Raw genomic sequence first — 24,744 nt, 5'->3', positions numbered from 1 at the left:
CTAAAATAGCTGGTCTAACTCTTTAATGACTACTTTATCCATTTGTTGTTGAGCTGTTTTTTGTAGATCAGTTTGGCTACCTTCAGCCGCGAGAAAACGCATCTTTGTGGCGAGTTGTTTCCCGGTTATTGGTCTATATCGTTTGATAAACGGCACAAATTGTAAAAACGAAAATAACCCAATTGCGACTTTTTCACCCACTCTAAATTCATTACGTTTTCCGGCTAAAAAAGAAGGGCGAACAATAATTAATTGTGGCCAATTCTGCTCTATAAGATTTTGTTCTAATTTACCTTTAAGCTGCAAATAAAATGAAGATGACTCTGGATTCGCGTTTGCTGAGCTGATTAATATGAATTTAGTTACGTCATTGTGACGAGCATAACGTGCAATTTCAGTTGGGATTTTCAAGTCGATTTTAGTTTGTAGTAACTTACTGCCCGCTTGTTTTAATGTGGTGCCAATACAGCAGAATAATTCATCACCAACAAGTTTGGATTGCCAGCTGCTCATATTATTAAAATCAACAATATGTTGTGTGAGTTTATTTTTTGGGTCGGCATTGTCAGGAAGGGCAATTAAATTACGCACAAATACATGCACAGCTTGGTAATTATCATCAAGTAATAACTGTTCCGTTAGCTGTTGGCCGACTAAGCCAGTGGCTCCAATAATTAACGCAGTTTTACTCATTTTAATTAATCCTTAACCAATGTTTTTATCATGTCATTCTAGCGCATGTTTGTTATATGTCAGTTTATTGCGTCATTCTTGTGCTGTATCTTTGTAAAGAAATTTTATAAAGAGTTTTTGTGAAGCGCTTTGGTGAGCCGATTCTCTAGTCCGCTCTTGTAAACGGCTCTTATGACTAAGATTAGTATTGACTCTCAAACCAACTTTCTAAAATTACAGCGGCAGACTGAGCGTCAATATTACCCTTTTTCAAATTTTTGTAGCCACCACGTTCAAACAAAGTGGCTTTGGCGTCTACCGTCGTTAGGCGTTCGTCATGTGTGGTGACTTGAACACCAAAACGACCATGTAAACGGTTAGCAAATTTACGAGCTCTGACGGTGATCTCTTGATCCGTTCCATCCATATTTAACGGTAAACCAACCACCACTAAGTCAGGTTGCCATTCAGTTAATAACTTACCGATGTCATCCCAATTAGGTACGCCGTCTTTCGCTTTAAACGCTTTCATAGGAGATGCGGTGCCCGTTAGCATTTGGCCTATAGCAAAACCAATGGAGCCTGTACCAAAGTCGACTCCAATTACCGTTTTAACATCCATTAAATTTTTACCACCGGTTATGAAAAATAAGCTTAAGCGTGACCAGAAAAAGCGGTTAACTGCTCAACATTAATACCTAATTTTTGTACCGCTTTTTCCCAACGATCTTCAATAGGGGTATCAAATATCAGGTCAGGGTCTGCATCAATGGTTAACCAAGTGTTATCCGCTAACTCTTGCTCCAATTGTCCCGCTGTCCAACCTGCGTAACCTAAGGTCATCAGATATTTTTCTGGGCCGGCTTTAGTTGCCAGGTTTTCTAGAATATCTTTGGAAGTAGTAACATTAATCTGATCATCTAACTTTAAGCTTGAAGACCATTTTTTGTCACCGTTGTGCAGTATAAATCCACGGTCTGTGTGTACTGGGCCGCCAGACATCACATTGATGTCGTCTAATGCAACGGTAGCTTCAGTATCAACATCTTCATCTGTAATATGCATCTCCAACAAAACGGTATTAACGGCAATCTCTGTGCTCTTATTGATCACTAAGCCCATTGCGCCTTCGTCGTCATGCTCACAAATATAAATAACACTTCGACCAAAATATGAGTCGTCTAATGCTGGCATAGCAACCAAAAACTGATTGGCTAAACTGGTCATTGATGAATGTTTATTTGGCATACTACTTCCTTTGTTTGTTCTTTTTTGCTTTAAGCGAGCTTATGCTTTGGCTGCATCTAGCTTTGCATCTAGCTTCGCATATAAGCGGCGTTCAATGGCATCAAATAAATGACCAGTAATACTGATGTCGTAAGCGGCTTCAATCTCTTTAATACAGGTTGGGCTAGTAACATTGATTTCTGTAACGCCTTCACCAATAACATCTAAACCAACAAAGATAAGACCTTTTTCTTTTAATTTAGGGCCAATCGCGCGCGCTATTTTCCAGTCAGAGTCACTCAATGGTCTTGCTTCACCTCGGCCACCTGCGGCTAAGTTACCACGGGTTTCGCCTTTGGCTGGAATACGAGCTAAGCAATATGGCATAGGTTCGCCATCTACAATTAATATGCGTTTATCACCGTTTGAAATATCAGGGATAAAAGCTTGAACCATAGCGTAATTGGTCCCTAAGTTGGTTAAGGTTTCGATAATAACGCCTAGGTTTGGATCTTGTGGTTTTACTCTGAAGATAGACGAACCACCCATACCATCTAATGGCTTAAGTATGATGTCTTTATGCTCAGCGTAAAACGCTCTAATTTGTTTGTCTGAACGTGTGACCAATGTTGGTGGTGTAAACTCTGAGAACCAGCTAGTAAATAGCTTCTCGTTAGCATCACGCAAGCTTTGTGGTTTGTTGACGATTAATGAACCTTCGTCTTCCGCACGTTCTAACATATAAGTTGAATAAACAAACTCAGTATCAAATGGAGGATCTTTACGCATTAAAATAACGTTTAAATCAGACAATGGCATCGTTTGCTCGTCGCCCAATTTATAAAAATCATTGGCATCATCTTTTACTGACAATGGTTTAGCATTACCAAATGCACGACCACCTAATAAAAATAGATCACCCATTTCTAGGTAATAAAGTTCATAACCTCTAGATTGCGCCTCAAGTAACATGGCAAAACTAGAGTCTTTTTTAATATTAATGTCCGCAATTGGGTCCATTACAATACCAAGTTTAATGGTCATGATTTATTCCTAATAAGTAATATGCTAAATCTATATAAGTTTAAAGCTAGGCTAAGTCGCCAAACTGTAACTGCAAGGCTGATAATAAAGTTAATGCTGCCGTTTCTGTGCGTAAAATTCGTGGGCCTAATAAAATTTCTTGGTAACCTGCGTTAAGCGCTTGTTCAATCTCAGCGTCATTTAATCCGCCTTCAGGACCAATAATAAATCGGACTCCTGCATCAGGAACAACCAGACCTTTTACTGTAGTGGAGGCTCTTGGATGTAAATTCAACTTAAGTTGGTCAGATTTTTGCGCTAAGAACTCAGTAATTTGAATCGGTTTATGAATAATAGGCACAGTAGCACGGCCACTTTGTTCACATGCGGCTATTGCAATTTTCTGCCATTGGCTATGCTTTTTATCCAGTCTTTCACCTGAAAGCTTAACACCACAACGCTCGGTGAAAATGGGCGTGATTTCAGTAATGCCTAACTCAACCGACTTCTGAATGGTAAAATCCATTTTATCGCCCCGAGAAATGCCCTGGGCTAAATGTACGTTAAGTGGCGATTCATTGCTGACTTCTTGTTGAGATAACAGGTTAACCACAACGTTCTTTTTTGTAACGTCAGTAATTTCTGCTAAATAGTCATGACCGTCGCCATTAAACAAAACCACTTGTTGACCAGATTGCATGCGCAAGACTCGGCCAACGTGATTTGCGGCTTCTGGTTCTAAGTTAACAGAACTGTTAACCGATAATGACTGAGAGTGAAATATTCGAGATGTGCGCATACAAAGTATTCAAGTTTTGACCAATGACCTGATCATAACAAGCAAATGAAAATCTGCATATCACAGTTTTAATTTAGTGCGTTTTTTTACCTTATAACTTAATCGTTTTTGCACGATTCGCTACCGGATAAAATATAGAATTTTTAAAGGTATAAGTTGAGTTCAAATACGCTTGGCGTTATTGTCATCAGCTAAAGGTAAACTTAGCTTAGCCAATAGGTTATGAATCGGAGTTACAATGTCAGTGGTTATACAAGTTGAGAATTTAACAAAACAATATAAAGAATTAACGGCGGTGGATGGCATTTCTTTCTCTGTTAAACAAGGTACTTGTTTTGGTTTATTGGGGCCAAATGGGGCGGGTAAAACAACTACCATAGAAATGATGGAAGGGTTAGTTACAAAAACATCTGGCGATATTTTATTTTTTGGCCAACAAATTAATAAACAAATATTAAGAGATATTGGCATTCAGTTTCAGCATACCGCGTTGCAAGATTTTTTAACGGTAGAAGAAACCATAGATATGTTCTCTGCTTTTTATGCAAAAGTGACAGATAAAAGCACACTTATGGATTTGTGCGACTTACACGATATTGCCGACCGGGATCACAAAAAACTATCTGGTGGACAAAAGCAAAGACTGTTATTGGCTTTGGCGCTTATAAACGATCCTAAAATACTATTTCTCGACGAACCAACCACAGGATTAGACCCTCACGCTAGACGTAACTTTTGGGATTTAATTAACAAGGTAAAACAGCAAGGTAAAACGGTCGTATTAACCACGCATTACATGGATGAAGCTGAATATTTATGTGATGACATTGTTATTATGGATAAAGGCAAAATTATAGCCCACGACTCACCACAAGGTTTGTTGTCTAAACACTTCTCCGGCGCAATTATTCGCTTACCAATTGAAAACTTAAAAGACGAAAAACCTGAAGCGTATGGCCGTTTATTTGGTGAAAACCATGTAGACATAGATGCGGTAGATGTTGAAAAAGTCATTTCAGAGCTGCTAAGCAAAAAAATATCGTTAGCTGGATTGCAAGTTAAGTCAGCCAACTTAGATGACTTGTTTATTAAGTTAACGGGACATCAGCTGTCACAAAGTGAAAAAGAGGAACAAGCATAATGTTATTTTTCAAACGTTTTTACGCGATTTTAAAAGCCAGAAATTTAGAGTTCTTCCGTGATAAGTCCTCACTTGCCTGGAGTATTGCATTTCCTGTTTTGTTACTTGTTGGTTTTTCTATTGTATTTAGTGGCGACGGCAAAGACATTTACAAAGTAGGCGTGTTAAATACACCAGATAAAGAGGCTGCATTTTTACAAACTAAATATATTGAATTTGTTGATTACACAGACACAGAATTAGCTCTGGGTAAAATTAGGCAGCATAAGCTAGATTTGTTAGTGGATTATCGTTTAGGTTTATATTGGATAAATGACACCTCGCCAACCGGTTACATGGCTGAACATTTATTGTTGGCGCAAAATAATGATATGACCAACAAAGAATGGATAAAACAAACGGTAACCGGCAAACAAATCCGTTATATAGATTGGGTATTACCTGGCATATTAGGCATGAACATGATGTTCAGTTGTTTATTTGGTGTGGGTTACGTGATTGTAAGATATCGTAAATCTATGGTGCTAAAACGTTTAAATGCCACACCTGTAAGTGCATTTGAGTTTTTGTCGGCACAAATTGTGTCTCGCTTAATGATTGTTATGTGCATATCGTCGGTTATATTCATCGGTTGCGATATTATGTTTGATTTCTACATGCTTGGCAGTTATTTCGACTTATTCATTATCGCCATACTCGGCGCTATGTCTTTAATTTCTCTAGGTTTGATTATTGCCGCACGTAGCCAAAGCGAAGAGCTGACTGGTGGATTATTAAATATGGCATCCTGGCCTATGATGATATTTTCTGGCGTTTGGTTTTCGTTAGAAGGTAGCCCAGAGATCATTCAACAACTTGCATATTGGTTACCGCTGACGCACTTGGTAGAAAGCGCGAGAGCCATAATGACAGAAGGCGCAAACTTGTATGACTTACGTGAACATATTGCGATTATGATCGTTATGACAGGCGTATTTTTAGGACTGGGAACTTTAACCTTCCGTTGGAATGGCGACGGTCGTTAAGTACTTATGTTAAATATATTGTTATAAACAATAAAAATCACAGTGAAAATCAAGTACCATTAGCCTTTGTTGTTACGTCTAGCTAATAAAAAGCATAATTGATGAAGCACCGACACACAAATGGCTAATGGAGCTAGAATTGACTGAGCAAATTAATAACCCACTACATGGGATCACTCTACAGAACTTATTAACTGAGTTGGTGGACAATTACGGATGGGAATATTTGGCAGAACAAGTTGAAGTTCGCTGTTTTATGTTTGACCCATCAATTAAGTCGAGTCTTAAATTTTTAAGAAAAACGCAGTGGGCTAGAGATAAAATAGAAGCGATTTACTTGTCTATGTTAGAAGGCCAAGTTGATTCCTCAGCCGATAGCTCAATAGAAAGCCCAGCTGAAAATCAAACTGCAATAGAAGATCCTTGGGCTCAAAGTCTAAACACTCTTCAAAATGGAACGTCAAACGAGAAAAGCTAAGTGATATAACAACTTAGCTTCATTCCTTTTATCTTCCTGATTAAAAAAAACATCTAAATACAAGAACGTCCTTTATCTCTAACTATTTTATTTAATGGTTAGCCCCCAATTGCCTTATATAGGCTCTTCTTCAAATAATTTATCAGTAACTCGACGGCTAACTGTCAAGTTGGGTTTACTTAATAGCGTTTATAAATACAACAATTCTTAAGCTTAAATAAGGTGTATAAATCAATGTTATGCCACCATGAAGGCTATTCATAAAATAAGTATTGATACAAAAAAAAGCAAAAACAAAAATAATAATTATAAAAAAGAAGGGTTAATTTATGGCGGGTTTTGACAAAGTAGTGAGCAGCTACCAAGAAGCCATGGCAGGACTGGAAGATAATATGACAGTCATCGCAGGTGGTTTTGGTTTATGTGGTATCCCAGAAGGACTAATTGCCGAGATTAAAAACAAAGGTACTAAAGGCCTAACTGTCGTTTCAAACAACTGCGGCATAGATGGTTTTGGTTTAGGTATTTTATTAGAAGACAAACAGATTAAAAAAATGGTGTCGTCTTATGTTGGTGAAAACGCACTGTTTGAAAAGCAGCTATTAAACGGTGAGCTAGAAGTTGAACTAACGCCACAAGGTACGCTTGCCGAGAAAATGCGTGCAGGCGGCGCTGGTATCCCTGCATTTTATACTGCAACTGGCTACGGTACTCCGGTAGGCGAGGGCAAAGAAAGTCGAGAGTTTAATGGTCGCCAATACATTCTAGAAGAAAGTATTACTGGCGAGTTTGCCATTGTTAAAGCATGGAAAGCAGACCGTTACGGTAACTGTATTTATCGCCACACGGCGCAAAATTTTAATCCTATGGCGGCAACTGCAGGCAAAATAACTGTGGTTGAAGCTGAAGAAATTGTTGAGCCTGGTGAATTATCGCCAACTGACATTCAAACTCCGGGAATTTATGTCGACCGCGTTATTTTAGGTCAGTTTGAAAAACGCATAGAAAAAATAACCACAAGCGATTAGGAGTGACACATGAGTTTATCTAGAGAACAAATAGCCCAACGTGTGGCACAAGAATTTAACGACGGTGATTACGTAAACCTTGGCATCGGTATTCCAACGTTAGCGGCCAACTATGTACCAGCCGATATAGAAGTTATGTTGCAATCAGAAAATGGTTTATTAGGCATGGGACCTTACCCAACGAAAGCCAATGTAGATGCTGATATGATAAACGCAGGTAAAGAAACGGTAACAGCAGCTACTGGCGCTGCTATTTTTAGCTCAGCAGAAAGCTTTGCAATGATCCGTGGTGGTCACGTAGACGTGACGGTTTTAGGTGCGTTTGAAGTAGATCAAAATGGCAATATAGCCAGTTACATGATCCCAGGGAAATTAGTTAAAGGCATGGGCGGCGCTATGGATTTAGTGGCAGGGGCTGACAATATAATCGTCACTATGATGCATGCTAATAAACATGGCGAGTCTAAAATTTTAACTGAGTGTACTTTGCCACTAACCGGCGTAAGCTGTATAACGAAAGTGATCACTGACTTAGCATACATGGAAATTGAAAACGGCGAGTTTGTTTTAAAGGAACGTGCTCCGGGGGTTTCAGTAGAAGAAATAAGATCAAAAACCGCCGGTCAATTAAGAGTCGACGGTGATATTCCAGAAATGACCTTTGTTTGATCCATCGCTTTCATGCGTGATCCTTTGTAAGTTAGCTTGGTGAATATATCCAGGGCTATAAAAATAAAAACCTACTCAATGTAGGTTTTTTTTATGCCTGAAAAGCACTAAATAAAGTGATAAAAAGTGCGATTCAAGAAAGGACTTTGAAGAAAGCTCCTGGAATAAACGATCTTGAAGCAATGCTCTTGAAAAAATGCTCTTAAAAAAGAAGCTTGAATTAATTACTACTTATAAGGCTATTTAATTTAGCGGGATCTATTAAGCCATTTTCATCAATACTGACAAAGTAGGGGAGCTGCCAGCGTTGCGTCTTTTTACCAGAGTCGGAAAATACTTGAGTCCCTACTTTTCCTCTATCTTGGCTCCAAGGTGGAAACACTCTAAAACCATTTTTCCCTTTGCTTTTACCGCCACAGACAATGCCTTTTTTAATTAATAAAGAAACAGGAAAAATAAACATGCCACGCTCAAGCTTATTTACAACCTCAGACCTAGAGGCTTTAGCCAAATCAGAGCCCTCAGCCAAAACAGCGCCGTCAGCTAAACCAGAGCCTTCAGCTAAATCGGAGCCCTCAGCCAAATAGGAGCCTTCAGCCAAACCAGAGCCGTCAGGATAAGAATGTACTTCTATGAACAGATAATCCAGTTGCTCGGCGTTTAGAGGAATTGGTTTTTTATTACTTTTTATATCAGACAGAGCCATATCTGAGGCATCTATTGAAACAAGCTGTGGCGACGGACGTTGCCAAATAGCCAAAAAGGCACCAGGTCTGTCAGGCGTCACTTTACCTTTGCGGAACACAATTCTGTGTTCATTTAAGCCAAACGTTAACGCTGCATAATTTGCATTTTCTGGCACAGGATCAAGTTCAATATCGTTAGTGATATGGAAACCTGCTGGGGAAAATCCAGTGGTTAATAATCTAGTTAACTCAACACAGTAATTTTTATGATTCAAAGCGTACTCTTGGCTATGTATTTATAAGCAGGTGAAAGTTAACATTTTTAGCGTTAAGTATCATGGGCAAAACATTGATTGAATAAAATTATAACTCGCTAATTTTAATCAGACTTGTTAATAATATAGGCATCGTTTTCAATTAATTGAAAATCCACTAATTTCCAACAAAGCAAAAAACAAAAAGAATCCACAGTATGCAACGACCAACTAAAGAACAAATACGGGAATTACCTTTATATACAGGGCTTACACTCGACAATATTAAAATTATTGAGAATGAACAAGATGCTGCTTATGCATTGGAGCTGTTAAGTAAAGAAGCTTGTATTGGCTTTGATACGGAAACTAAACCTATTTTTCGTAAAGGTGAAACTTGTCCCGGACCAACGTTAATCCAGCTTGCTACTGAGTCTCAAGGTTTTTTATTCCCAACTCGATTTCCTGAGGCCATTGCTTGTGTCAGAGCTATATTGAGTGATCCTAATATCACCAAGGCTGGATTTGGTATTAATGGTGATATAAAAGAGCTACGTAACAAGCTAAATATAAACATAGTCAATACTCATAACTTATCGATTACGTTAAAACATTTATCTGACGATAAAGATCCTATCGGTGCTAGAGCCGCAGTTGCTATGGTGCTAAAACAGCGTTTGGGTAAAGGAAGTCAAAAGTCTAATTGGGGTGCATATCCGCTTAAGCCAAATCAAATTTTATATGCTGCCAATGATGCACATTCTGCAATTTGCATTGTAAAAGCATTGGATGAGAAAGGCCTTTTACGTCGTTAACCAAATATAAGTTTGAAGTGCGGATACATAGCCAGATATCTTATAAGCTATTATAATACCGACCTATTTTACCATCAAAATAAAAGTCATCATTAACAGGACGTAATAGTTAAATGCCTACTAATAACGAAATTGAATTTCATCCTAAGAACAATACCCATAAAGAAACCTTGCTCAAATTTTTAGCTTTGGTGCTTATTCTCGTAGGTTATTTTGCCTATATGAGTTGGAAGTATGACGCTTCTACAGGTTTTGGGGTGTCGGTATTAACATGGAGCTTTTTTGTTTTATGTACACCTATCGCAGATGGTGGATTTATTTTAGCGTTTCCTATCCGGTTATTATTCAAAGTTAAAATGTCTTATACGCAAGTGGTGCTTTGGTTTGTTGCCATTGCTATTAACCTATACGCGTATTTTTATACGCCAGATATTTATGATTTAACCTTTATCACCCAATTATTAAAGCACATTTTATCTGAACCTTACCCTTATTGGAGCATCTTGATCATCAGCGCGTTAGGTACTTTTTTATCTATTTATTTTGGTGATGAAATGATGGACGTTGCTTCGCAAAAAGACAGAGAGATTGCTCATCGTCATGGCCTTAAGTACAGAACGCTTCTGGTATTTGGACTTGGTATTTTAACGGTGACAGCTTATTACTATTTACTTAGCAGCTTAGGTGTCGTTTTACCTGGTTAAAATCAACGACACCACTCACTTACTTGCTGGGCTTATTGAATTGACGTTGCAAAAAACGACAAACCGATGAGTCACCCCCAGAGTTGTATAACACTTTAGGGATCTTTATAAGGAGATCCCTAGTTCTGACCTTCCTCGTTAATATCTCATTGTTAACGCCAAACTTACTTGGTAACTTGTTGCCGTTATTACATAAAATGTAAATAGACGTGAAAATAAATGAAATATTGGCTAAATAAAAAAGCGAATACTCTGCAATAACCATCAGGATAAATCCGACACCGTTGCTAATTTATATATCTTTAATTCGACAGTTACATCCACGAAAGGCTCACAATGAAAAAAATCATCTTATTTACACTTTTGATGTTAATGGTTAACTCCAACTCAGTATATGCCGCCGGGCTTTTATCTTTTGGCGGTGAGCAAGTTGTTGAAGTGATAAATTTGCCAAACGACGAACGTTATCAATTGGCAACTGGAGAGAGTGTTGATATTGGTTACATCTATAAATCGGTTGAAGTGATATTCATCCCAATTTGGAATTATGATGGTTATTTAGTCGGTAAGGTTGGAGACAAAGGCGAATACATAAATATTCCTTTTGATGACTTAAATTCTATTATTATTGAGTCTGGTCATGAGTTTCCAGAAGGTCCCTATTTGGATTTTTGGCACCGTATTGGTGGTAAAATTGTATTTTTACTGATTTTTTTCTTCTGGGGTTTCAAGCTAGTAAAAAAATATCAAAAGAAGCAGAAAAGTAATGCTTATATAAGTGCTTTACCAACTGGACGCGAACGCTTACAAGATATTCTTATTAATGGACAGCAGTTTAACGTACAGCAGTTAGCTGAGTTAGAACCAAGCATATTGGAGGCTGAAAAAGGCTTAGATGTTGAAGCAGACACTGAGGTTGACCCTGTCACTGAAGCTAAAAGTAGCACTCAGGTAGAAGGTTTAGAATTTTTGGGCTTTAGAGATTACTGGGGCTCTTTAGTAACGGTTTCTATATTGAATATGAACAAGGTTTCGGTAGAACAAGTAGAATTAAATAATGATGAATTATTTGAACGTTTATTAGCAGTGGCAAAATCAATTCCATCTAAAGCACTTTCAACAGTACATTATGTTTATTACACCTTTGATAAATCGCCAAGTGATGAAGATATCAAACGCCTTAAAAGTCTCAAAAAGCGTAAAATAAAGAGTGGAACAAATCAGATCCCTTGTATTATTGATTTTGAAAACAAGACAGTGAACCTTGCTCAACCTTTCGGCGCATTACCGTCTACCAAAACATTAGGTAATAGCTTTATTCGAGCAGATAAAACGCAAGGATTACCAGCTGAAGATAAGACGTAATACTAAAAACTAATTTAATTATTGTTTACAAATGCCCGCCTTTAGCGGGCATTTTTGTATGCATTCGTGTAAGTGCAGATGTATTTATTGAGCTATTTATAAATTGGCAGTTAACAACAGCGCAATCCGATTAAAAATAACGTACCCTATAGCCACAATATTGAAGCGTTACCTGAAGGAAAAGCTAATGGCTAAGCAAAATTATAGTTTTGAAAAGCGTCAGAAAGAACTAGCTAAAAAGAAGAAAAAAGAAGAAAAACGTTTGAAAAAGGCGAGTGGAAGCGATGTTGAAACCATACATGGCACGGATGGCGATTTGTCGCAAGCGCCTCTAGTAGAACAAGGCACTGTACAAGAAAGCACTGATCAAGAAAGCTCAGTACAAGAAAGCCAAACGCAAGAAGCCCAGCCAGAAAGTATTGAGACTAACGTCAACAGTGATAATAAATAGTTAACACTGGCATTATAATTATTGGCTGCGCTGCTTTATAAAGTCTGCCAGCGAAGCCAATGATTATCTCAATTGTGTTATGTCTGTATATAGCGTTGTTCGCTTTTGCTGGCTCTGTTGTGGTCAAAGATAATAATTTAATGATGAGGTTAATATGAAAAAACTCCTTTTAATTTTAATATCCGCTTTTGCTTTGGTTTTAACTCCGCAGGTATCTGCTCAAAATCCAGTTAAATATAACAAAGAACTTGATGGTTTTGATTATCCATTTCCAGTGAAAACATTCCAACTTAGTTCGCAAAAACAAACATTGAAAATGCGCTATATGGATATTGGCGCAGCAGAGGCTGAAAAAGTCATTGTGTTGTTACACGGGAAAAATTTCTCAAGTTATTATTGGGAAGCTGTAGCGAACGATCTATTAAAAAGAAATTACCGCGTCATCATGTTAGACCAAATTGGTTTTGGTAAATCCTCTAAGCCTGATTATTACCAGTATAGTTTTGCTCAATTAGCGTTAAATACTAAGACGTTATTAGATAGTCTGCATATCAGTAAATACGATCTGGTGGGTCACTCTATGGGCGGAATGGTTGCAGTTACCTTTGCGGCAAATTATTCAAAGGTTGTGAATAAACTTATCTTAATAAACCCGATTGGTTTGGAAGATTACGGTAAATATGCAGAATTTAAAGATGTTAACTTCTTCTATAAAAATGAATTGGCTAAAACCTTAGACAAGGCGAGAAACTATCAGAAGAAAAACTATTACGACGGTAAATGGTCAAGTGAATACGAAAAGCTACTGGTTCCTTTACAAGGCATGTTAGCCGGAGATGACTGGCCAGTTATTGCTTGGAATAATGCGTTAACCTATGGTCCTATTTTCGCTGAAAATATAGTGGATAAATTTTCACAGATTAAAAATAAAACATTTTTAATCATAGGAACTCGAGATAAAACAGGCCCAGGTCGTGGTTGGTTAAAAGAGGGCGTAACAAGAAAACTAGGCGAATATCAAAAGCTAGGTAAACATACTCAAAGCATGATCACTGACTCTGTGCTTCTTGAATTAGATGGTTTAGGTCATATGCCGCAATATGAAGATTACGACGCGTTTATAAAAGCATTTCATCAAGCAATTGATTACAGATAACGTCGTTTAAATATACGTACTTTAGAGAGCACTTAGGTAGAGAATACGATGAATTTAGATAAATCAAAAAAGAGAATAGCTAAGAAAATAAAGATGGGGTTTCAAGGTTACCCTGAAATCACTATTTCTTATTCTGGCAGTAAGGCTGACTTGGCAGAACAAGTCGCAATATCTTTTGTGCTAGAAGAAGGCGCTGAAGCTATGGTAGAAGGCTTTAAAAGCACCACGGATGCAAGAGAAGATGAAGTTATCCAATCCGCTATTGTTAAAATAATAGAGCGTTCAGGTGTTAAAACTATTTATCTTGAACCTGGCGTTAAAGTGATAAGTTAATTTATCAACTGGGCTCTGTAAACGAGATACAAGATTAAAAGGTCTTGTTTATTCTTTAGCTATGCTCAGCCCTTGTCCCGTCCTAAAATAGAAAAGGCTCTGCAATGCAGAGCCTTTTTTGTGTAAATCTGACTAAATATCAGATTTATTTGTTAGCAAACTTGAATAAACAAAGCTTGAGTTAGCGATTACTTCTGACGTTTAAACTCAGCCGTCTCAGACCATTTTGGCCAAGCTTCACCATTTGCTATGTTGTAGCCAACATCAAAGAATAATTGTACGTCTTGTTGTGCGCCTGACAAATCCCAGCTAGTGCGGAATTTATCACATGGTTGGTGATAACAACCTGTCACGATTAACGACATTTTTTTACGGTATTTTGCCGTTGCTTCATCAACTGGCTCATTACCACCACCGGCATATAATGCAGGTACGCCTACTTTGGCAAAGTTGAAATGATCTGAACGGTAATAGTAACCAGCAGAAGGGTGCTCACCTGTTACAGGAGTACGACTTTGCTTTGCCGCCGCCGTTGTTAAGTAATCATCAAGTTCTGACTTACCTAAGCCGTTTACACTAATGTCTTTCACTTTACCTAAAATGTTTAAGCTGTCCATATTGATAGCTGCAACGGTTTTATTAAGTGGGATGATTGGGTTTTCTGCATAAAATCGAGAACCTAAAAGGCCTTGTTCTTCAGCTGTTACCGCAAGCATAGTGACTGAACGAGATAGAGGTTGTTTTAATTCTGTGAAGGCTTGAGCAATTTCAAGTAAACCACCAATGCCCGTTGCGTTGTCATGTGCGCCGTTATAAATCTGGTCGCCTTTTTTAGTTGTATCTACGCCAATATGATCCCAATGAGCAGTATATAAAATATGTTCATCGGCTGCTTTGTCACCTGGTAAAGTCGCAATAAAGTTATTACTTACTGATTTTTTAACTTTTGATTTAACTTCAACCGACGCAGTTAAGCCACCTAATTTAACAGACGTTGGTTTTTGCATGGCTTGTTTTTTTAATTTATCAAAATTCAAACCCGCTTTAGTGAAGATCTCTTTGGCAACATTTAGTTGAACCCAACCTTCAACCGCGATACGGCCTTTATTGCCGTCGTCTTTCCATAATCCATATTGTGGACCAGTCCAGCTATTCTCTACTACAGACCAAGGATATGACGCAGGTGCGGTTTCATGAATGATAATTGCACCAGCGGCACCTTGACGGCTTGCTTCTTCATATTTGTATGTCCAACGACCATAATAGGTCATGGTTGTACCTTGGAATAAGTTTGGATCACCAGACTCGTACCCAGGGTCATTAACTAAAATGACCGCGGTTTTGCCTTTCATGTCTAAACCTTCATAGTCGTTCCAGTCGTATTCTGGTGCGTTAATACCATAACCAACAAAAACTAATTCTGAATTTTTTAACTCTTCAAATTCGCTAGTACGGCTTGTACCTGTAACCATGTCTTTTCGGTATTTATATTCTTTACCGCCTATGGTTAATACTTGATCTTCGTTACCAATGATCTCGACCAAATCAACTGGCTGTAAAAAACTATCGCCGTTGCCTGGTTTAAAACCCAATTCAGTAAATTGTTTGGTTAAATAATCTAACGTTAATTTTTCACCCGGACCTGTTGGTGAACGACCCATATAACGGTCACTCGATATTTCTTTTACATGTTTGCCAATATCAGCACCGGTAATTGAATCATAAGCTTTTTGGAAGTTATCTTCCGCAGCGGATGTAAAACTGGCTAATACACTGGCGAACAGTGTGATGGCCTTTATTTTTATTCTCATGTTTTTGTCCTTTTATTCGCTTTTTTTGAATTCGTATAAATGTATTAAATTACCTGCGAGCATGCCACATGCGATTTAAACTTAGCCTGAGTATATCTATCTGTTTTGATTGTAAATAGTGCTAATTGTAATTTTTTTGTGAAAACTTCTTTGTTTACTGTCAATGGTTTACTGTATCCTGCAATTAACAGAGATTGGCCGTGAATTAATATTACCCTATGAAAAAATTTGAAACGTTTACTGAATGGACAACCAGCTTTGCTGATCAAGGTTGTTATGATCATATTAACCGTATGACTGCATTTGATGAATGGGCGGGTTGGCCAAGCTGCGAAGCCCTACAAACATTACAGCCAGATGAACTTAAGAACTTAAATAACAAGACAATCCAGTTTGTTCCTCAATCGGCAGAGCAAGATTATTCGGCTGTGGCTTATGAAGAATATATTTATGAAACGGGAAAAGTGCCTACTCGAGCAAAGTCGTGGCATGATATTTTTGGTGCACTATCTTGGTGTATGTTCCCTAATACTAAAGCGACTATTAATAAACTGCATTACGATGACATCAAACAGTTAGGCACTCAAAATCGTAGTAGTCTAAGAAACGCGTTAACCTTGTTTGATGAATGTGGTGTTGTCCTAGTCACCAATAATCAAACCTTGTTAAATGCGTTAAAGCAACATCAATGGCAACAAGCATTTATAGAGCTAAGAGATTTATGGCATCAACCGTCAGCAGACGGTGTTGCGGTTTACCAGTTTGGGCATGCAAATTATGAAATGTTAACTAAACCTTATATTGGTTTAACCGGTAAATGGTTGGTCATTGAAGCCAGTGCTGAAATTGCAGGCTTACCTCTTAATGTGCAATACCGTATGGTCGACCAAAAATTAGCTACAGCACTTAAAAATGGTGTGTTAAATGACAATAGTAATTTATATCCGTTGCCATTAATGGGCGTACCTAAGTGGTTAGACGCCAATGAAGATTTTAGCTTTTATGACAACACAGATTATTTCAGACCTAAATCGGATAAATAGGATATACCTATGAAATGGTATTTATTGTTAGTTATCTTTTTAACTTTTAATGTAAACGCAGCAATTGAATTTACTTTTAAAACCACAACTTTGGTTTCTGGCCTTACCCAGCCTTGGGGCATGACGACATTACCCAATGGTGATTTGATCATAACCGAGCGTAACGGCCAATTAAGACGTTGGAATGGTAAATCGTTGTCGGCCAAAATAGTCGGTTTACCTGAGGTTTTATATATAGGACAAGGTGGTTTGTTAGATGTAAAAGCCCACCCTGATTTTGCCAATAACCATTGGCTGTATTTCACTTATTCTGCTGCTAGCTCTGATCCTCAAAAAAAGAATAAAAATGGTACTCATCTGGCTAGAGCCAAGCTTGTTGGCAATACGTTAAGTCAGGTTGAAGTATTATTTTCTCCACGGTTTATGAAAAGTGGCGGTTATCACTTTGCAGGCAGAATAGAATTTTTACCGGATAATACTCTCGTCTTTGGAGTAGGGGATGGCTATTCTTATAAAGATCATGCACAAGACTTAACCAGCGATTTAGGTAAGTTGATCAGGTTAAAAGACGACGGCAGTATTCCTGCGGATAATCCATTTGTAAAAAAAGCCAACCGCAATTCAGAAATATACTCTTACGGTCATCGTAACCCTCAAGGCTTAAGCTTTGACGTTAAACGAAACATCTTATTCTCTAATGAACATGGCCCTAAAGGCGGTGATGAAGTAAATATCATTAAGCCTAGTTTGAATTATGGCTGGCCAGAAATTACCTATGGCGTAGATTACTCTGGTGAGATCATTAGTGAGGATTCGTCAAAAGAAGGGATGCAGCAACCTTTAGTCAATTGGACACCATCTATCGCGCCATCGTCTATCTTAGTGTATTACGGAAACGCTTTCCCTCAGTTAAACGGCCACTTACTCAATACCACATTAAAGTATCAAGAACTGCGTTTGGTGGAGTTAGCAAACACTGGAGACGCAAGTGGTGAAGCGCCAGTTAAAGTAGTGAGTCAAAGCAGTTATTTAAAAAACTTAGGCGAACGCTTTCGAGATATAGAGCTGGATAAACAAGGTAATATTTACTTATTAACTGACAGCGGAAAGTTGATTAAGTTAGAAAGGTAACAGTGGCGAGTCTCTAGTTACGAGTTACGAGTTACGAGTTACGAGATAGAATTTTTAACTGCAAAATTGAATTAGAACCGGATTTATTGAAATGGAAAAACACTTTTTATATCTAGTTATTATTTGGAGAAGGTAGTTTTGATTTCGTTTTGGTAGGTAATGAATGCAACTGTAAAGACAGTTAATGGTGATATACCATTACTATTTTGTAAATTTTCTTAACAAATCAATATGAAGCATTATTCTCTAATAAAAAATTAAAACCTTTACGTTACTAATATCAACTATAAAGGTTTATAGATTAAAATTTTGGGCAACTCGCAACTCGCAACTCGCAACTCGCAACTCTTAGCCTCTCATCGGAATACCGTTGGCTAATAACGTTTTCTTCAGCTCTTGGATATTAATGATCTGTTTATGGAATACACTGGCGGCTAATGCGCCGTCTACTTTTGCTTGTTTAAATACATCTTCAAAGTGAGATATCTCACCTGCGCCACCAGAGGCGATTAACGGTAAATTACAAGCGGCTCTTATTTCAGTAAGCTGTTTGATGTCGTAACCACTTCTTACACCATCTTGATTCATGCAGTTTAAAACAATCTCACCTGCACCTAGCTGTTGCACATGTTTAACCCAGTCTATGGTTTTCCAACTGGTTTTTTGGGTACGAGTTTCATCACCAGTAAATTGGTAAACTTCGTAATCGCCAGTGTCTTTATTAAAGAATGAATCTATACCAATAACAATACATTGTTGGCCGTAGGTGTCGTGTAATTGTGTGATCAATTCAGGATTAGAAAGTGCAGGGGAGTTGATGGATATTTTGTCTGCGCCCATCGCTAAAATTTCGCCCGCTTGCTCTACGGTTTTAATTCCGCCGGCAACACAAAATGGAATATCTATCACTTGGGCAATCTTCGTTACCCAGGACTTGTCTACCACTCGGTCGTCGCTTGATGCGGTAATATCATAAAACACTAACTCGTCAGCACCTTCCTCAGCATAACGTTTTGCTAATGGCACTATGTCACCAATAATCTCATGATTTCTAAACTGAACACCCTTTACAACTTTTCCGTCTTTAACATCTAAACAAGGGATGATTCTTTTGGCTAACATGAAATTCTCAGTATGAATAATTAGAGTAAAGGCGCAATTTAATTTTCTATGGCTTGGCTGTCAACTGTTTACGCGAATATCTTTTATTATTATTGGAGTGATCTAATTTTGATGATTTATTTTTATTTTAAAAAAGCAGTGTGTTTTTAGTACAAATTTAGGGGAAACCCTATTCCATCAGGTATTACCAGTTTGTTATATTGGGTAAAATCGAATTGATACTTTCACATTTTGCATTTTGTTCCGTAAAATACAGGTTATTAATTACTTTATGTCTATCAATGGAATTGCTATGTCTGAACTTGTACCGAAAAGCCCACTTTATATTCATCATGCAGGGCCTGCATTAATTGAAACTCCGCTATTAAATAAAGGTACAGCGTTTTCTAAAGTAGAACGAACTAATTTTAACTTAATGGGGTTATTACCACCTCGTTATGAGTCGATAGAGGAACAAGTAGAACGAGCTTACTTACAGTATTCAAGCTTTAAAGAAGCCATTAATAAGCACATCTACTTACGTAATATTCAAGACAGCAATGAAACCTTATTTTTTAAACTGTTAAATCGCCACATTGAAGAAATGATGCCAATTATCTACACGCCTACCGTTGGTGAAGCGTGTGAACGTTTTTCTGATATATATCGCAGTAACCGTGGCTTATTTGTTTCATATACAGAACGTGACCAAATGGATGACATATTACGTAATGCAACAAAACGTAATGTCAAAGTGATCGTAGTTACCGATGGCGAACGTATATTAGGCCTTGGTGACCAAGGTATGGGCGGAATGGGTATTCCAATTGGTAAGTTATCTCTATATACAGCGTGTGGTGGAATTAGCCCAGCGTATACATTACCAATCACCTTAGATGTTGGTACCAACAACGAGAAACTATTAAACGACCCTATGTATATGGGTGAACGTCATAAGCGTATTAGCCAAAGTGCTTACGATGTATTTGTTGATCAGTTTATTGTCGCTGCGCAAAAGCGTTGGCCTGGCGTTATGATCCAATTTGAAGATTTTGCTCAGCCAAATGCGATGCCATTATTAAAACGTTACAGAAACGAAGTATGCTGCTTTAATGACGATATTCAAGGTACAGCCGCGGTTGCGGTTGGTACCTTATTGGCTGCATGTCGTAAAAAAGGCGAAAAACTTTCTGAGCAAAATGTGGTGTTTGTGGGTTCTGGCTCAGCAGGTTGTGGTATTGCAGAACAAATAATTTTACAAATGATCGGCGAAGGCTTAACCGACAAACAAGCTCGCGGACAAGTATTTATGATGGACCGCTTTGGCTTGTTAACAGAAGGTATGACAGGTTTACGTGAATTTCAGGAAGCATTGGTACAAAATTCAACTAATTTGGCTGATTGGTCAATTGACGGAGAATACGCCAGTTTAGTAGATGTAATGCTAAATGCTAAACCTGGGATTTTAATTGGCGTATCTGGTGTACCTGGTTTGTTCACAGAAGAAGCCATTAAAGCTATGCATAAAGGCAATAAAACGCCGATTATATTTCCACTGAGCAATCCAATTAAACAAATTGAAGCGCGTCCTGAACAGATTATAGAGTGGACGGATGGTGATGTTATTTGTGCATCAGGTAGCCCATTTGATCCAGTTCAATACAAAGGGGAGTCTTACCATATAGCGCAATGTAATAATGCGTATATTTTCCCTGGTATAGGTTTAGGTGTGTTGGCGGTTAAAGCTAAGATCATTAGCGATGAAATGCTAATGGCAACAAGTGTGACTTTGGCTGACTCATCGCCTGTGGTAAATACAGGTGATGGTAACTTATTACCAAACTTAAAAGACTTACCTGAGCTAAGTAAAACCATCGCTTTCAATGTTGCTAAAATAGCAATGGAGCAAGGGCACGCCTTAACAATCAGTGATGAAGAGTTAAGAGCAAGAATTGAGAAGGGTTTCTGGTTGCCAGAATATCGCCCATACAAACGAGTTAGCGTTTAATACCTACTCGTTTATATAAACTAATTAAACTTTTATAAAAACGGTAATAAATACCGTTTTTTTATATCTGAAAGGCTAATGTATTATGCAGTATCTTCATACTATGGTTAGAGTCCGAGATTTAGATGAGTCGTTAACTTTTTATTGCGATCATTTAGGTCTTATTGAAGTTGACAGAAGCGAACATGAAAAAGGCCGGTTTACCTTAGTGTTCTTAGCGGCTCCTGATCAATTAGATCAAGCTAAAGTTAGTAAAAGTCCAACTCTTGAACTAACTTATAACTGGGATAAAGAGGAATATGCTGGTGGTAAGAACTTTGGCCATTTAGCGTTTGCCGTGGATGATATCTATAACACTTGCCAACAATTAATGGATGCAGGGATTGTTATCAATCGTCCTCCTCGTTGTGGTCATATGGCCTTTATAAAATCGCCAGATGGTATCTCAATTGAATTATTACAAAAAAATGAAGATTTAGTACCACAAGAACCATGGTTATCTATGCCTAATACAGGTACCTGGTAAATTTAAACAACAGTTCTTCATTTTGAGGCCGATAATGTTTTACATTGCCGGCCTATTTACACTGTGTGGTTACCGGTAAGACTAACCAATGGAAGGATCCAATACTCATACCTGATATAAGCCTTTATTAGGTTATAAATTATTTCACTTAAATTATTAACATGTTGAACTTTTATGGAGCTTCTATGAACAACTATCCTTGGATTGAAAAAGCGAACAAGCTATTCTTCTGGGTATTAATCGGCCAGTTTTTATTTGGTTTTATTATTGCGTACTATGCTCAAACGGGATACTCACCACTTTTACTTAGTGGTTTGATAACAGCGTTGCCGCTATTTCTAATTGCGAGTAAACCTTTTGCTACAATTACTCGCCATACGGTCGCGATTGCAATCCAATTATTAACAGCTGTTCATATTCATCAAGCTGGTGGCCTAACTGAAATCCATTTTGAAATATTCTCTTTATTAGCGATGTTGATATTTTATAGAGACTGGAAAGTAATTTTAACTAGTGTTCTCGTTGTTGCTGTACACCATGTTTTGTTTTTTATTTTGCAAAGTCAAAGTATGCCTTTTTATATTTTCGAACAAGGCGAAATGTACTTTTATATTCTGGTAATACATGCGCTGTTTGCTGTGATGGAAGGTGCTGTGTTGATGTATATCGCTAATGACAGCCATAAAGAAGCCTTAACTGGTTTACACATACGTAATACTGTTCATGAAGTGCTATTAGATAAAAATGTATTTAACTTATCTGTATCTTTAGAGCAAGGCAAAGGCAGTATCGAGCTGAGAGAGTTCAACCGTTTACTTACATCATTTAAAACGCTAATTGAACACGCTAAAACAATTTCTAACCAAGTTTATACATCATCTTCAAGTGTTTCTGATACAGCAAGAGATATGTCTGCATCGACTCATGATGTAGCTGAAAAAGTTGATTTAATTGCAACGGCAATTGAAGAAATGACAGTGACGAATAATGATGTGGCAAGTCGTACAGTTGAAGTCAGTAATAATGCCAAGTCAGCTAAAGAAAATACAACACAAGTTAAAGGGATAATTAGCGTATCTAATAAAAATATCACTTTGCTTAAAGACGATATTGTATCAACGGCAGCGACCATCGAAAATCTATCGGCAAAATGTGATCAGATTGCTGATGTAATGACGTCCATCACTTCTATCTCAGATCAAACTAACTTATTAGCACTTAATGCAGCGATTGAATCTGCACGAGCTGGTGAGCATGGTCGAGGCTTTGCTGTTGTGGCAGATGAAGTTCGTCAATTGGCGACCAAAACTCGTGAAAATGCAGAAAGTATTCGTGAAGTGGTTAACTCATTAATTGAAGATGCTAATTTATCAGTTACTCAAATGTCATCTTGTATTGTAAAAGTGGGTGACGCGGTTACTTCCTCGGACGAAATGTCGGTTGTAATGGAGTCGGTAATTGAACAAATTGATACCGTAGCTGACAATATTAATTCAGTAGCGACCTCAGCTGAAGAACAAGCGATTGTGTCAAATGATATATCGAGTTCAACACAAGGGTTACACTCTACTTCTACAGAGCAAAATGAAGCTATGGAGAAAGTACAAGTGGATATTAGCCAACTTAAACAGCAGGTTGATGGACTAAATGATGAGCTTGAAAAATTCATCGTATGACCATCATTTTATGAGAATAAAGAGTAACTTAATCTATGTAGTTGTGTTTTTATGGTTTGTCAGCATGTTAGCTGGGTTAGTTTATTTGTCGGTTTCATCGGTGACAGCCTTTGACCCCGGCAATAAACTATTAAGCCAAACCGCAACGGCAGAATTTGATGTTGTTTTTGCTAAACAAATGAAAAGCCAATTTAACCGTATTAACAATACGGTTTTTCATTTTAATGAGAAAGGGTGCTCTTGTAACTCGATAGCAAAAGAACATATCGACTCAGTGCAAGTGTTAGCCAAGCAACAAGGTTACGCTAATGAGGTTGTAGATATCGATTCTGTGAGCTTTGAAGCTGAAAACAACATTCTTCCTATTATCCCTTCAACCCCCGCAATTGCCGTATTTGGTGACTTAGGAAAGTTAATTTACTTTGGGCCATATTCAGCTGGATATTCTTGTTCTGTTGGCAGTGGTATTGTTGAGTCATTTATATCGAATAAGTCTAATCAAATGCCTGGAGCTGCAATTGTTGCTGATACTGTGGGTTGTTACTGCAATAAAAGTGAAACGAAATAAACATGACTAAAACGGGTTTAGTTAACCGGTTATCGTGTGTGGAGTTGAGGTTTTGAAAGCGTGTGGTATGAGAAGGGTTTAATAGATCCTGAAATCAATAGTTTGAGTTCAGGATCTCTAGGTCACTAATTAAGCTTGGTAAACCCAAGCTAAAAATGATTTAGAATCACGTGTATTCGTGAATTTAAATAACTGTGAACCAGTTTTATCTGTAATAACAATATTTTGTTTATTTACAGAGATAGATTGTACGGGTGATGTAACTGAATACTCCGCACCATTATATGTATAAGACATAATAATACTCTCTTAAAATTGCGTAATTCGTATACGCTTGTTTTAGAAAAGCTTTACTATTGTTTAATCGAAATTTTTTTTCATTTATAACTGACTATTCCGAATCAAATTAATATCTTAAATTAGATATAAAAATCTGCAATTCGAATACTTAACAACAACTAAGCTTAATGTTTTGAGTGATGACTGACTGTGAAAGGGAAAGGCATAACTAAATTACCAATAGGTAATTTGTTAGATAGACAAGATAAGAATATATAACAGCCGTGACTATATATAAACGGAATTGATAAGTAAATAGTTTTTTATATTTATTTTCAATTAAATAGTTAAACTCGGCGTAACTCACCGCAAGACCAACAAAACTCAAAGCTGTTGGCATTTTCTTCTTTGCATTCAGAACATGACCAGTCAATTTGCGGTTGATTAACATCTTGTTTGATACGTTGGCATATTTGTTGGGCTTGTTCAAACTGTTCATCGTCAATTAACCAGAGTTCAGGCCAAGCCTCAATAAAAGGTAATTCACCGATAGCACCACTAATAAACTCGTTTTTTCTGCGAAATTTAATGCCCGCACTAGCTAGTGCAAATTCGTATGGGGCTAATTCTATTAGCGATGAACGGCTGACAATTTTTTTCATTGATGATAATGCTCTATTTAACGACTAATTATTAATCATTTGTTGATTAATTTAACATAAAGTAACAAGCAGATTAAAACAATTAATGCGGGATGCGTTGTAAGCTCGTATAA

27 protein-coding genes are annotated in these 24,744 nt (G+C 37.6%); 17 read left to right on the top strand and 10 right to left on the bottom strand.

Annotation, left to right across the window (positions count from 1 at the left end):
* The 5 genes from BTO11_RS14275 to rsmE all read right to left on the bottom strand — a co-directional run bounded on the left by BTO11_RS14275 (position 1) and on the right by rsmE (position 3,721).
* Positions 1-693, bottom strand: coding sequence for an NAD(P)H-binding protein (locus BTO11_RS14275; RefSeq protein WP_105053226.1), 693 nt, complete (start codon positions 691-693; stop codon positions 1-3).
* A gap of 181 nt (positions 694-874) precedes the next feature.
* On the bottom strand, positions 875-1,294 hold the full coding sequence (ruvX, locus tag BTO11_RS14270; RefSeq protein WP_105053225.1) for a Holliday junction resolvase RuvX: 420 nt from the start codon (positions 1,292-1,294) through the stop codon (positions 875-877).
* A 32-nt stretch (positions 1,295-1,326) separates the two neighbouring features.
* Positions 1,327-1,899 (bottom strand): YqgE/AlgH family protein, encoded by a 573-nt coding sequence (locus tag BTO11_RS14265; protein ID WP_105053782.1) that lies wholly within the window; start codon positions 1,897-1,899, stop codon positions 1,327-1,329.
* Positions 1,900-1,959: 60 nt separating this feature from the next.
* The gene (gshB, locus tag BTO11_RS14260) at positions 1,960-2,943 is read right to left on the bottom strand and encodes a glutathione synthase (RefSeq protein WP_105053224.1); all 984 of its coding nucleotides are present in this window, start codon (positions 2,941-2,943) and stop codon (positions 1,960-1,962) included.
* 46 nt (positions 2,944-2,989) lie between these two features.
* Positions 2,990-3,721, bottom strand: coding sequence for a 16S rRNA (uracil(1498)-N(3))-methyltransferase (gene rsmE / locus BTO11_RS14255; protein ID WP_105053223.1), 732 nt, complete (start codon positions 3,719-3,721; stop codon positions 2,990-2,992).
* A 238-nt stretch (positions 3,722-3,959) separates the two neighbouring features.
* Here rsmE and BTO11_RS14250 point away from each other — a divergent pair, with 238 nt between their 5' ends.
* The 5 genes from BTO11_RS14250 (at position 3,960) to BTO11_RS14230 (ending at position 8,062) form a co-directional block, all read left to right on the top strand.
* Positions 3,960-4,862: an ABC transporter ATP-binding protein gene (locus BTO11_RS14250; protein ID WP_105053222.1), complete on the top strand. Its 903-nt coding sequence runs from the start codon at positions 3,960-3,962 to the stop codon at positions 4,860-4,862.
* Positions 4,862-5,887, top strand: a complete 1,026-nt coding sequence (locus BTO11_RS14245) for an ABC transporter permease (protein ID WP_105053221.1) — start codon at positions 4,862-4,864, stop codon at positions 5,885-5,887. The genes BTO11_RS14250 and BTO11_RS14245 overlap by 1 nt, the downstream gene beginning before the upstream one ends.
* 139 nt (positions 5,888-6,026) lie before the next feature.
* Entirely contained in the window at positions 6,027-6,365 is a 339-nt protein-coding gene (locus BTO11_RS14240) for a VF530 family protein (RefSeq protein ID WP_373295157.1), read from the top strand.
* Positions 6,366-6,694: 329 nt separating this feature from the next.
* Positions 6,695-7,393: a CoA transferase subunit A gene (locus BTO11_RS14235; protein WP_105053219.1), complete on the top strand. Its 699-nt coding sequence runs from the start codon at positions 6,695-6,697 to the stop codon at positions 7,391-7,393.
* A gap of 9 nt (positions 7,394-7,402) precedes the next feature.
* Positions 7,403-8,062 (top strand): CoA transferase subunit B, encoded by a 660-nt coding sequence (locus BTO11_RS14230; RefSeq protein ID WP_105053218.1) that lies wholly within the window; start codon positions 7,403-7,405, stop codon positions 8,060-8,062.
* A 220-nt stretch (positions 8,063-8,282) separates the two neighbouring features.
* Here the strand turns inward: BTO11_RS14230 and BTO11_RS14225 are convergent, their stop codons facing one another.
* Positions 8,283-9,023 (bottom strand): MepB family protein, encoded by a 741-nt coding sequence (locus tag BTO11_RS14225; RefSeq protein ID WP_105053217.1) that lies wholly within the window; start codon positions 9,021-9,023, stop codon positions 8,283-8,285.
* Between the two features lie 197 nt (positions 9,024-9,220).
* Between BTO11_RS14225 and BTO11_RS14220 the strand changes: the two genes are divergently transcribed.
* The 6 genes from BTO11_RS14220 to BTO11_RS14195 all read left to right on the top strand — a co-directional run bounded on the left by BTO11_RS14220 (position 9,221) and on the right by BTO11_RS14195 (position 13,826).
* On the top strand, positions 9,221-9,817 hold the full coding sequence (locus BTO11_RS14220; RefSeq protein WP_105053216.1) for a 3'-5' exonuclease: 597 nt from the start codon (positions 9,221-9,223) through the stop codon (positions 9,815-9,817).
* A 113-nt stretch (positions 9,818-9,930) separates the two neighbouring features.
* Positions 9,931-10,521 carry a hypothetical protein gene (locus BTO11_RS14215; RefSeq protein ID WP_105053215.1) on the top strand — a complete coding sequence of 197 codons (591 nt, stop codon included), beginning with the start codon at positions 9,931-9,933 and terminating at the stop codon, positions 10,519-10,521.
* Positions 10,522-10,857: 336 nt separating this feature from the next.
* A complete protein-coding gene (locus BTO11_RS14210) occupies positions 10,858-11,886 on the top strand; it encodes a hypothetical protein (RefSeq protein WP_105053214.1) in 1,029 nt (342 codons plus the stop codon).
* A gap of 187 nt (positions 11,887-12,073) precedes the next feature.
* Positions 12,074-12,337 (top strand): hypothetical protein, encoded by a 264-nt coding sequence (locus tag BTO11_RS14205; RefSeq protein WP_105053213.1) that lies wholly within the window; start codon positions 12,074-12,076, stop codon positions 12,335-12,337.
* A 154-nt stretch (positions 12,338-12,491) separates the two neighbouring features.
* On the top strand, positions 12,492-13,493 hold the full coding sequence (locus BTO11_RS14200; protein WP_105053212.1) for an alpha/beta fold hydrolase: 1,002 nt from the start codon (positions 12,492-12,494) through the stop codon (positions 13,491-13,493).
* Positions 13,494-13,541: 48 nt separating this feature from the next.
* The gene (locus tag BTO11_RS14195) at positions 13,542-13,826 is read left to right on the top strand and encodes a hypothetical protein (RefSeq protein WP_105053211.1); all 285 of its coding nucleotides are present in this window, start codon (positions 13,542-13,544) and stop codon (positions 13,824-13,826) included.
* A gap of 188 nt (positions 13,827-14,014) precedes the next feature.
* On the opposite strand, the gene BTO11_RS14190 is transcribed toward BTO11_RS14195, so the two are convergent.
* Positions 14,015-15,637 (bottom strand): M28 family metallopeptidase, encoded by a 1,623-nt coding sequence (locus BTO11_RS14190; protein ID WP_105053210.1) that lies wholly within the window; start codon positions 15,635-15,637, stop codon positions 14,015-14,017.
* A 218-nt stretch (positions 15,638-15,855) separates the two neighbouring features.
* Between BTO11_RS14190 and BTO11_RS14185 the strand changes: the two genes are divergently transcribed.
* A complete protein-coding gene (locus BTO11_RS14185; RefSeq protein WP_105053209.1) occupies positions 15,856-16,680 on the top strand; it encodes a DUF3025 domain-containing protein in 825 nt (274 codons plus the stop codon).
* Between the two features lie 9 nt (positions 16,681-16,689).
* Entirely contained in the window at positions 16,690-17,811 is a 1,122-nt protein-coding gene (locus tag BTO11_RS14180) for a PQQ-dependent sugar dehydrogenase (protein WP_105053208.1), read from the top strand.
* Positions 17,812-18,159: 348 nt separating this feature from the next.
* On the opposite strand, the gene hisF is transcribed toward BTO11_RS14180, so the two are convergent.
* Positions 18,160-18,933, bottom strand: a complete 774-nt coding sequence (hisF, locus tag BTO11_RS14175; RefSeq protein ID WP_105053207.1) for an imidazole glycerol phosphate synthase subunit HisF — start codon at positions 18,931-18,933, stop codon at positions 18,160-18,162.
* 292 nt (positions 18,934-19,225) lie between these two features.
* Here hisF and BTO11_RS14170 point away from each other — a divergent pair, with 292 nt between their 5' ends.
* The 4 genes from BTO11_RS14170 (at position 19,226) to BTO11_RS14155 (ending at position 23,690) form a co-directional block, all read left to right on the top strand.
* Positions 19,226-20,920 (top strand): NAD-dependent malic enzyme, encoded by a 1,695-nt coding sequence (locus BTO11_RS14170; protein WP_105053206.1) that lies wholly within the window; start codon positions 19,226-19,228, stop codon positions 20,918-20,920.
* A gap of 85 nt (positions 20,921-21,005) precedes the next feature.
* Positions 21,006-21,446 carry a VOC family protein gene (locus BTO11_RS14165; protein ID WP_105053205.1) on the top strand — a complete coding sequence of 147 codons (441 nt, stop codon included), beginning with the start codon at positions 21,006-21,008 and terminating at the stop codon, positions 21,444-21,446.
* Between the two features lie 185 nt (positions 21,447-21,631).
* A complete protein-coding gene (locus BTO11_RS14160) occupies positions 21,632-23,122 on the top strand; it encodes a methyl-accepting chemotaxis protein (protein ID WP_105053204.1) in 1,491 nt (496 codons plus the stop codon).
* A gap of 10 nt (positions 23,123-23,132) precedes the next feature.
* On the top strand, positions 23,133-23,690 hold the full coding sequence (locus BTO11_RS14155; protein WP_146105495.1) for a DUF6436 domain-containing protein: 558 nt from the start codon (positions 23,133-23,135) through the stop codon (positions 23,688-23,690).
* Between the two features lie 129 nt (positions 23,691-23,819).
* Here the strand turns inward: BTO11_RS14155 and BTO11_RS16525 are convergent, their stop codons facing one another.
* Both BTO11_RS16525 and BTO11_RS14150 read right to left on the bottom strand, forming a co-directional pair.
* Positions 23,820-23,987, bottom strand: a complete 168-nt coding sequence (locus tag BTO11_RS16525) for a hypothetical protein (RefSeq protein WP_181135921.1) — start codon at positions 23,985-23,987, stop codon at positions 23,820-23,822.
* 329 nt (positions 23,988-24,316) lie between these two features.
* Positions 24,317-24,631 (bottom strand): putative signal transducing protein, encoded by a 315-nt coding sequence (locus BTO11_RS14150; protein ID WP_105053202.1) that lies wholly within the window; start codon positions 24,629-24,631, stop codon positions 24,317-24,319.
* Between the last annotated feature and the right edge of the window lie 113 nt (positions 24,632-24,744).

It is taken from the genome of Psychrosphaera saromensis, from assembly GCF_002954545.1.
In the GTDB taxonomy this organism is placed as follows: domain Bacteria; phylum Pseudomonadota; class Gammaproteobacteria; order Enterobacterales; family Alteromonadaceae; genus Psychrosphaera; species Psychrosphaera saromensis.
This window is presented reverse-complemented; position numbering and strand designations above follow the sequence as displayed.

Bases quoted from the DNA above. Each gene is read 5' to 3' on its own strand.
- BTO11_RS14160 (WP_105053204.1), top strand. From the start codon at position 21,632: ATGAACAACTATCCTTGGATTGAAAAAGCGAACAAGCTATTCTTCTGG.
- BTO11_RS14190 (WP_105053210.1), bottom strand. From the start codon at position 15,637: ATGAGAATAAAAATAAAGGCCATCACACTGTTCGCCAGTGTATTAGCC.
- BTO11_RS14170 (WP_105053206.1), top strand. From the start codon at position 19,226: ATGTCTGAACTTGTACCGAAAAGCCCACTTTATATTCATCATGCAGGG.
- BTO11_RS14150 (WP_105053202.1), bottom strand. From the start codon at position 24,631: ATGAAAAAAATTGTCAGCCGTTCATCGCTAATAGAATTAGCCCCATAC.
- gshB (WP_105053224.1), bottom strand. From the start codon at position 2,943: ATGACCATTAAACTTGGTATTGTAATGGACCCAATTGCGGACATTAAT.
- hisF (WP_105053207.1), bottom strand. From the start codon at position 18,933: ATGTTAGCCAAAAGAATCATCCCTTGTTTAGATGTTAAAGACGGAAAA.
- rsmE (WP_105053223.1), bottom strand. From the start codon at position 3,721: ATGCGCACATCTCGAATATTTCACTCTCAGTCATTATCGGTTAACAGT.
- BTO11_RS14220 (WP_105053216.1), top strand. From the start codon at position 9,221: ATGCAACGACCAACTAAAGAACAAATACGGGAATTACCTTTATATACA.
- BTO11_RS14205 (WP_105053213.1), top strand. From the start codon at position 12,074: ATGGCTAAGCAAAATTATAGTTTTGAAAAGCGTCAGAAAGAACTAGCT.
- BTO11_RS14265 (WP_105053782.1), bottom strand. From the start codon at position 1,899: ATGACCAGTTTAGCCAATCAGTTTTTGGTTGCTATGCCAGCATTAGAC.
- BTO11_RS14155 (WP_146105495.1), top strand. From the start codon at position 23,133: ATGAGAATAAAGAGTAACTTAATCTATGTAGTTGTGTTTTTATGGTTT.
- BTO11_RS14185 (WP_105053209.1), top strand. From the start codon at position 15,856: ATGAAAAAATTTGAAACGTTTACTGAATGGACAACCAGCTTTGCTGAT.
- BTO11_RS14245 (WP_105053221.1), top strand. From the start codon at position 4,862: ATGTTATTTTTCAAACGTTTTTACGCGATTTTAAAAGCCAGAAATTTA.
- BTO11_RS14235 (WP_105053219.1), top strand. From the start codon at position 6,695: ATGGCGGGTTTTGACAAAGTAGTGAGCAGCTACCAAGAAGCCATGGCA.
- BTO11_RS14250 (WP_105053222.1), top strand. From the start codon at position 3,960: ATGTCAGTGGTTATACAAGTTGAGAATTTAACAAAACAATATAAAGAA.
- BTO11_RS14275 (WP_105053226.1), bottom strand. From the start codon at position 693: ATGAGTAAAACTGCGTTAATTATTGGAGCCACTGGCTTAGTCGGCCAA.
- BTO11_RS14230 (WP_105053218.1), top strand. From the start codon at position 7,403: ATGAGTTTATCTAGAGAACAAATAGCCCAACGTGTGGCACAAGAATTT.
- ruvX (WP_105053225.1), bottom strand. From the start codon at position 1,294: ATGGATGTTAAAACGGTAATTGGAGTCGACTTTGGTACAGGCTCCATT.
- BTO11_RS14180 (WP_105053208.1), top strand. From the start codon at position 16,690: ATGAAATGGTATTTATTGTTAGTTATCTTTTTAACTTTTAATGTAAAC.
- BTO11_RS14165 (WP_105053205.1), top strand. From the start codon at position 21,006: ATGCAGTATCTTCATACTATGGTTAGAGTCCGAGATTTAGATGAGTCG.
- BTO11_RS16525 (WP_181135921.1), bottom strand. From the start codon at position 23,987: ATGTCTTATACATATAATGGTGCGGAGTATTCAGTTACATCACCCGTA.
- BTO11_RS14210 (WP_105053214.1), top strand. From the start codon at position 10,858: ATGAAAAAAATCATCTTATTTACACTTTTGATGTTAATGGTTAACTCC.
- BTO11_RS14195 (WP_105053211.1), top strand. From the start codon at position 13,542: ATGAATTTAGATAAATCAAAAAAGAGAATAGCTAAGAAAATAAAGATG.
- BTO11_RS14215 (WP_105053215.1), top strand. From the start codon at position 9,931: ATGCCTACTAATAACGAAATTGAATTTCATCCTAAGAACAATACCCAT.
- BTO11_RS14200 (WP_105053212.1), top strand. From the start codon at position 12,492: ATGAAAAAACTCCTTTTAATTTTAATATCCGCTTTTGCTTTGGTTTTA.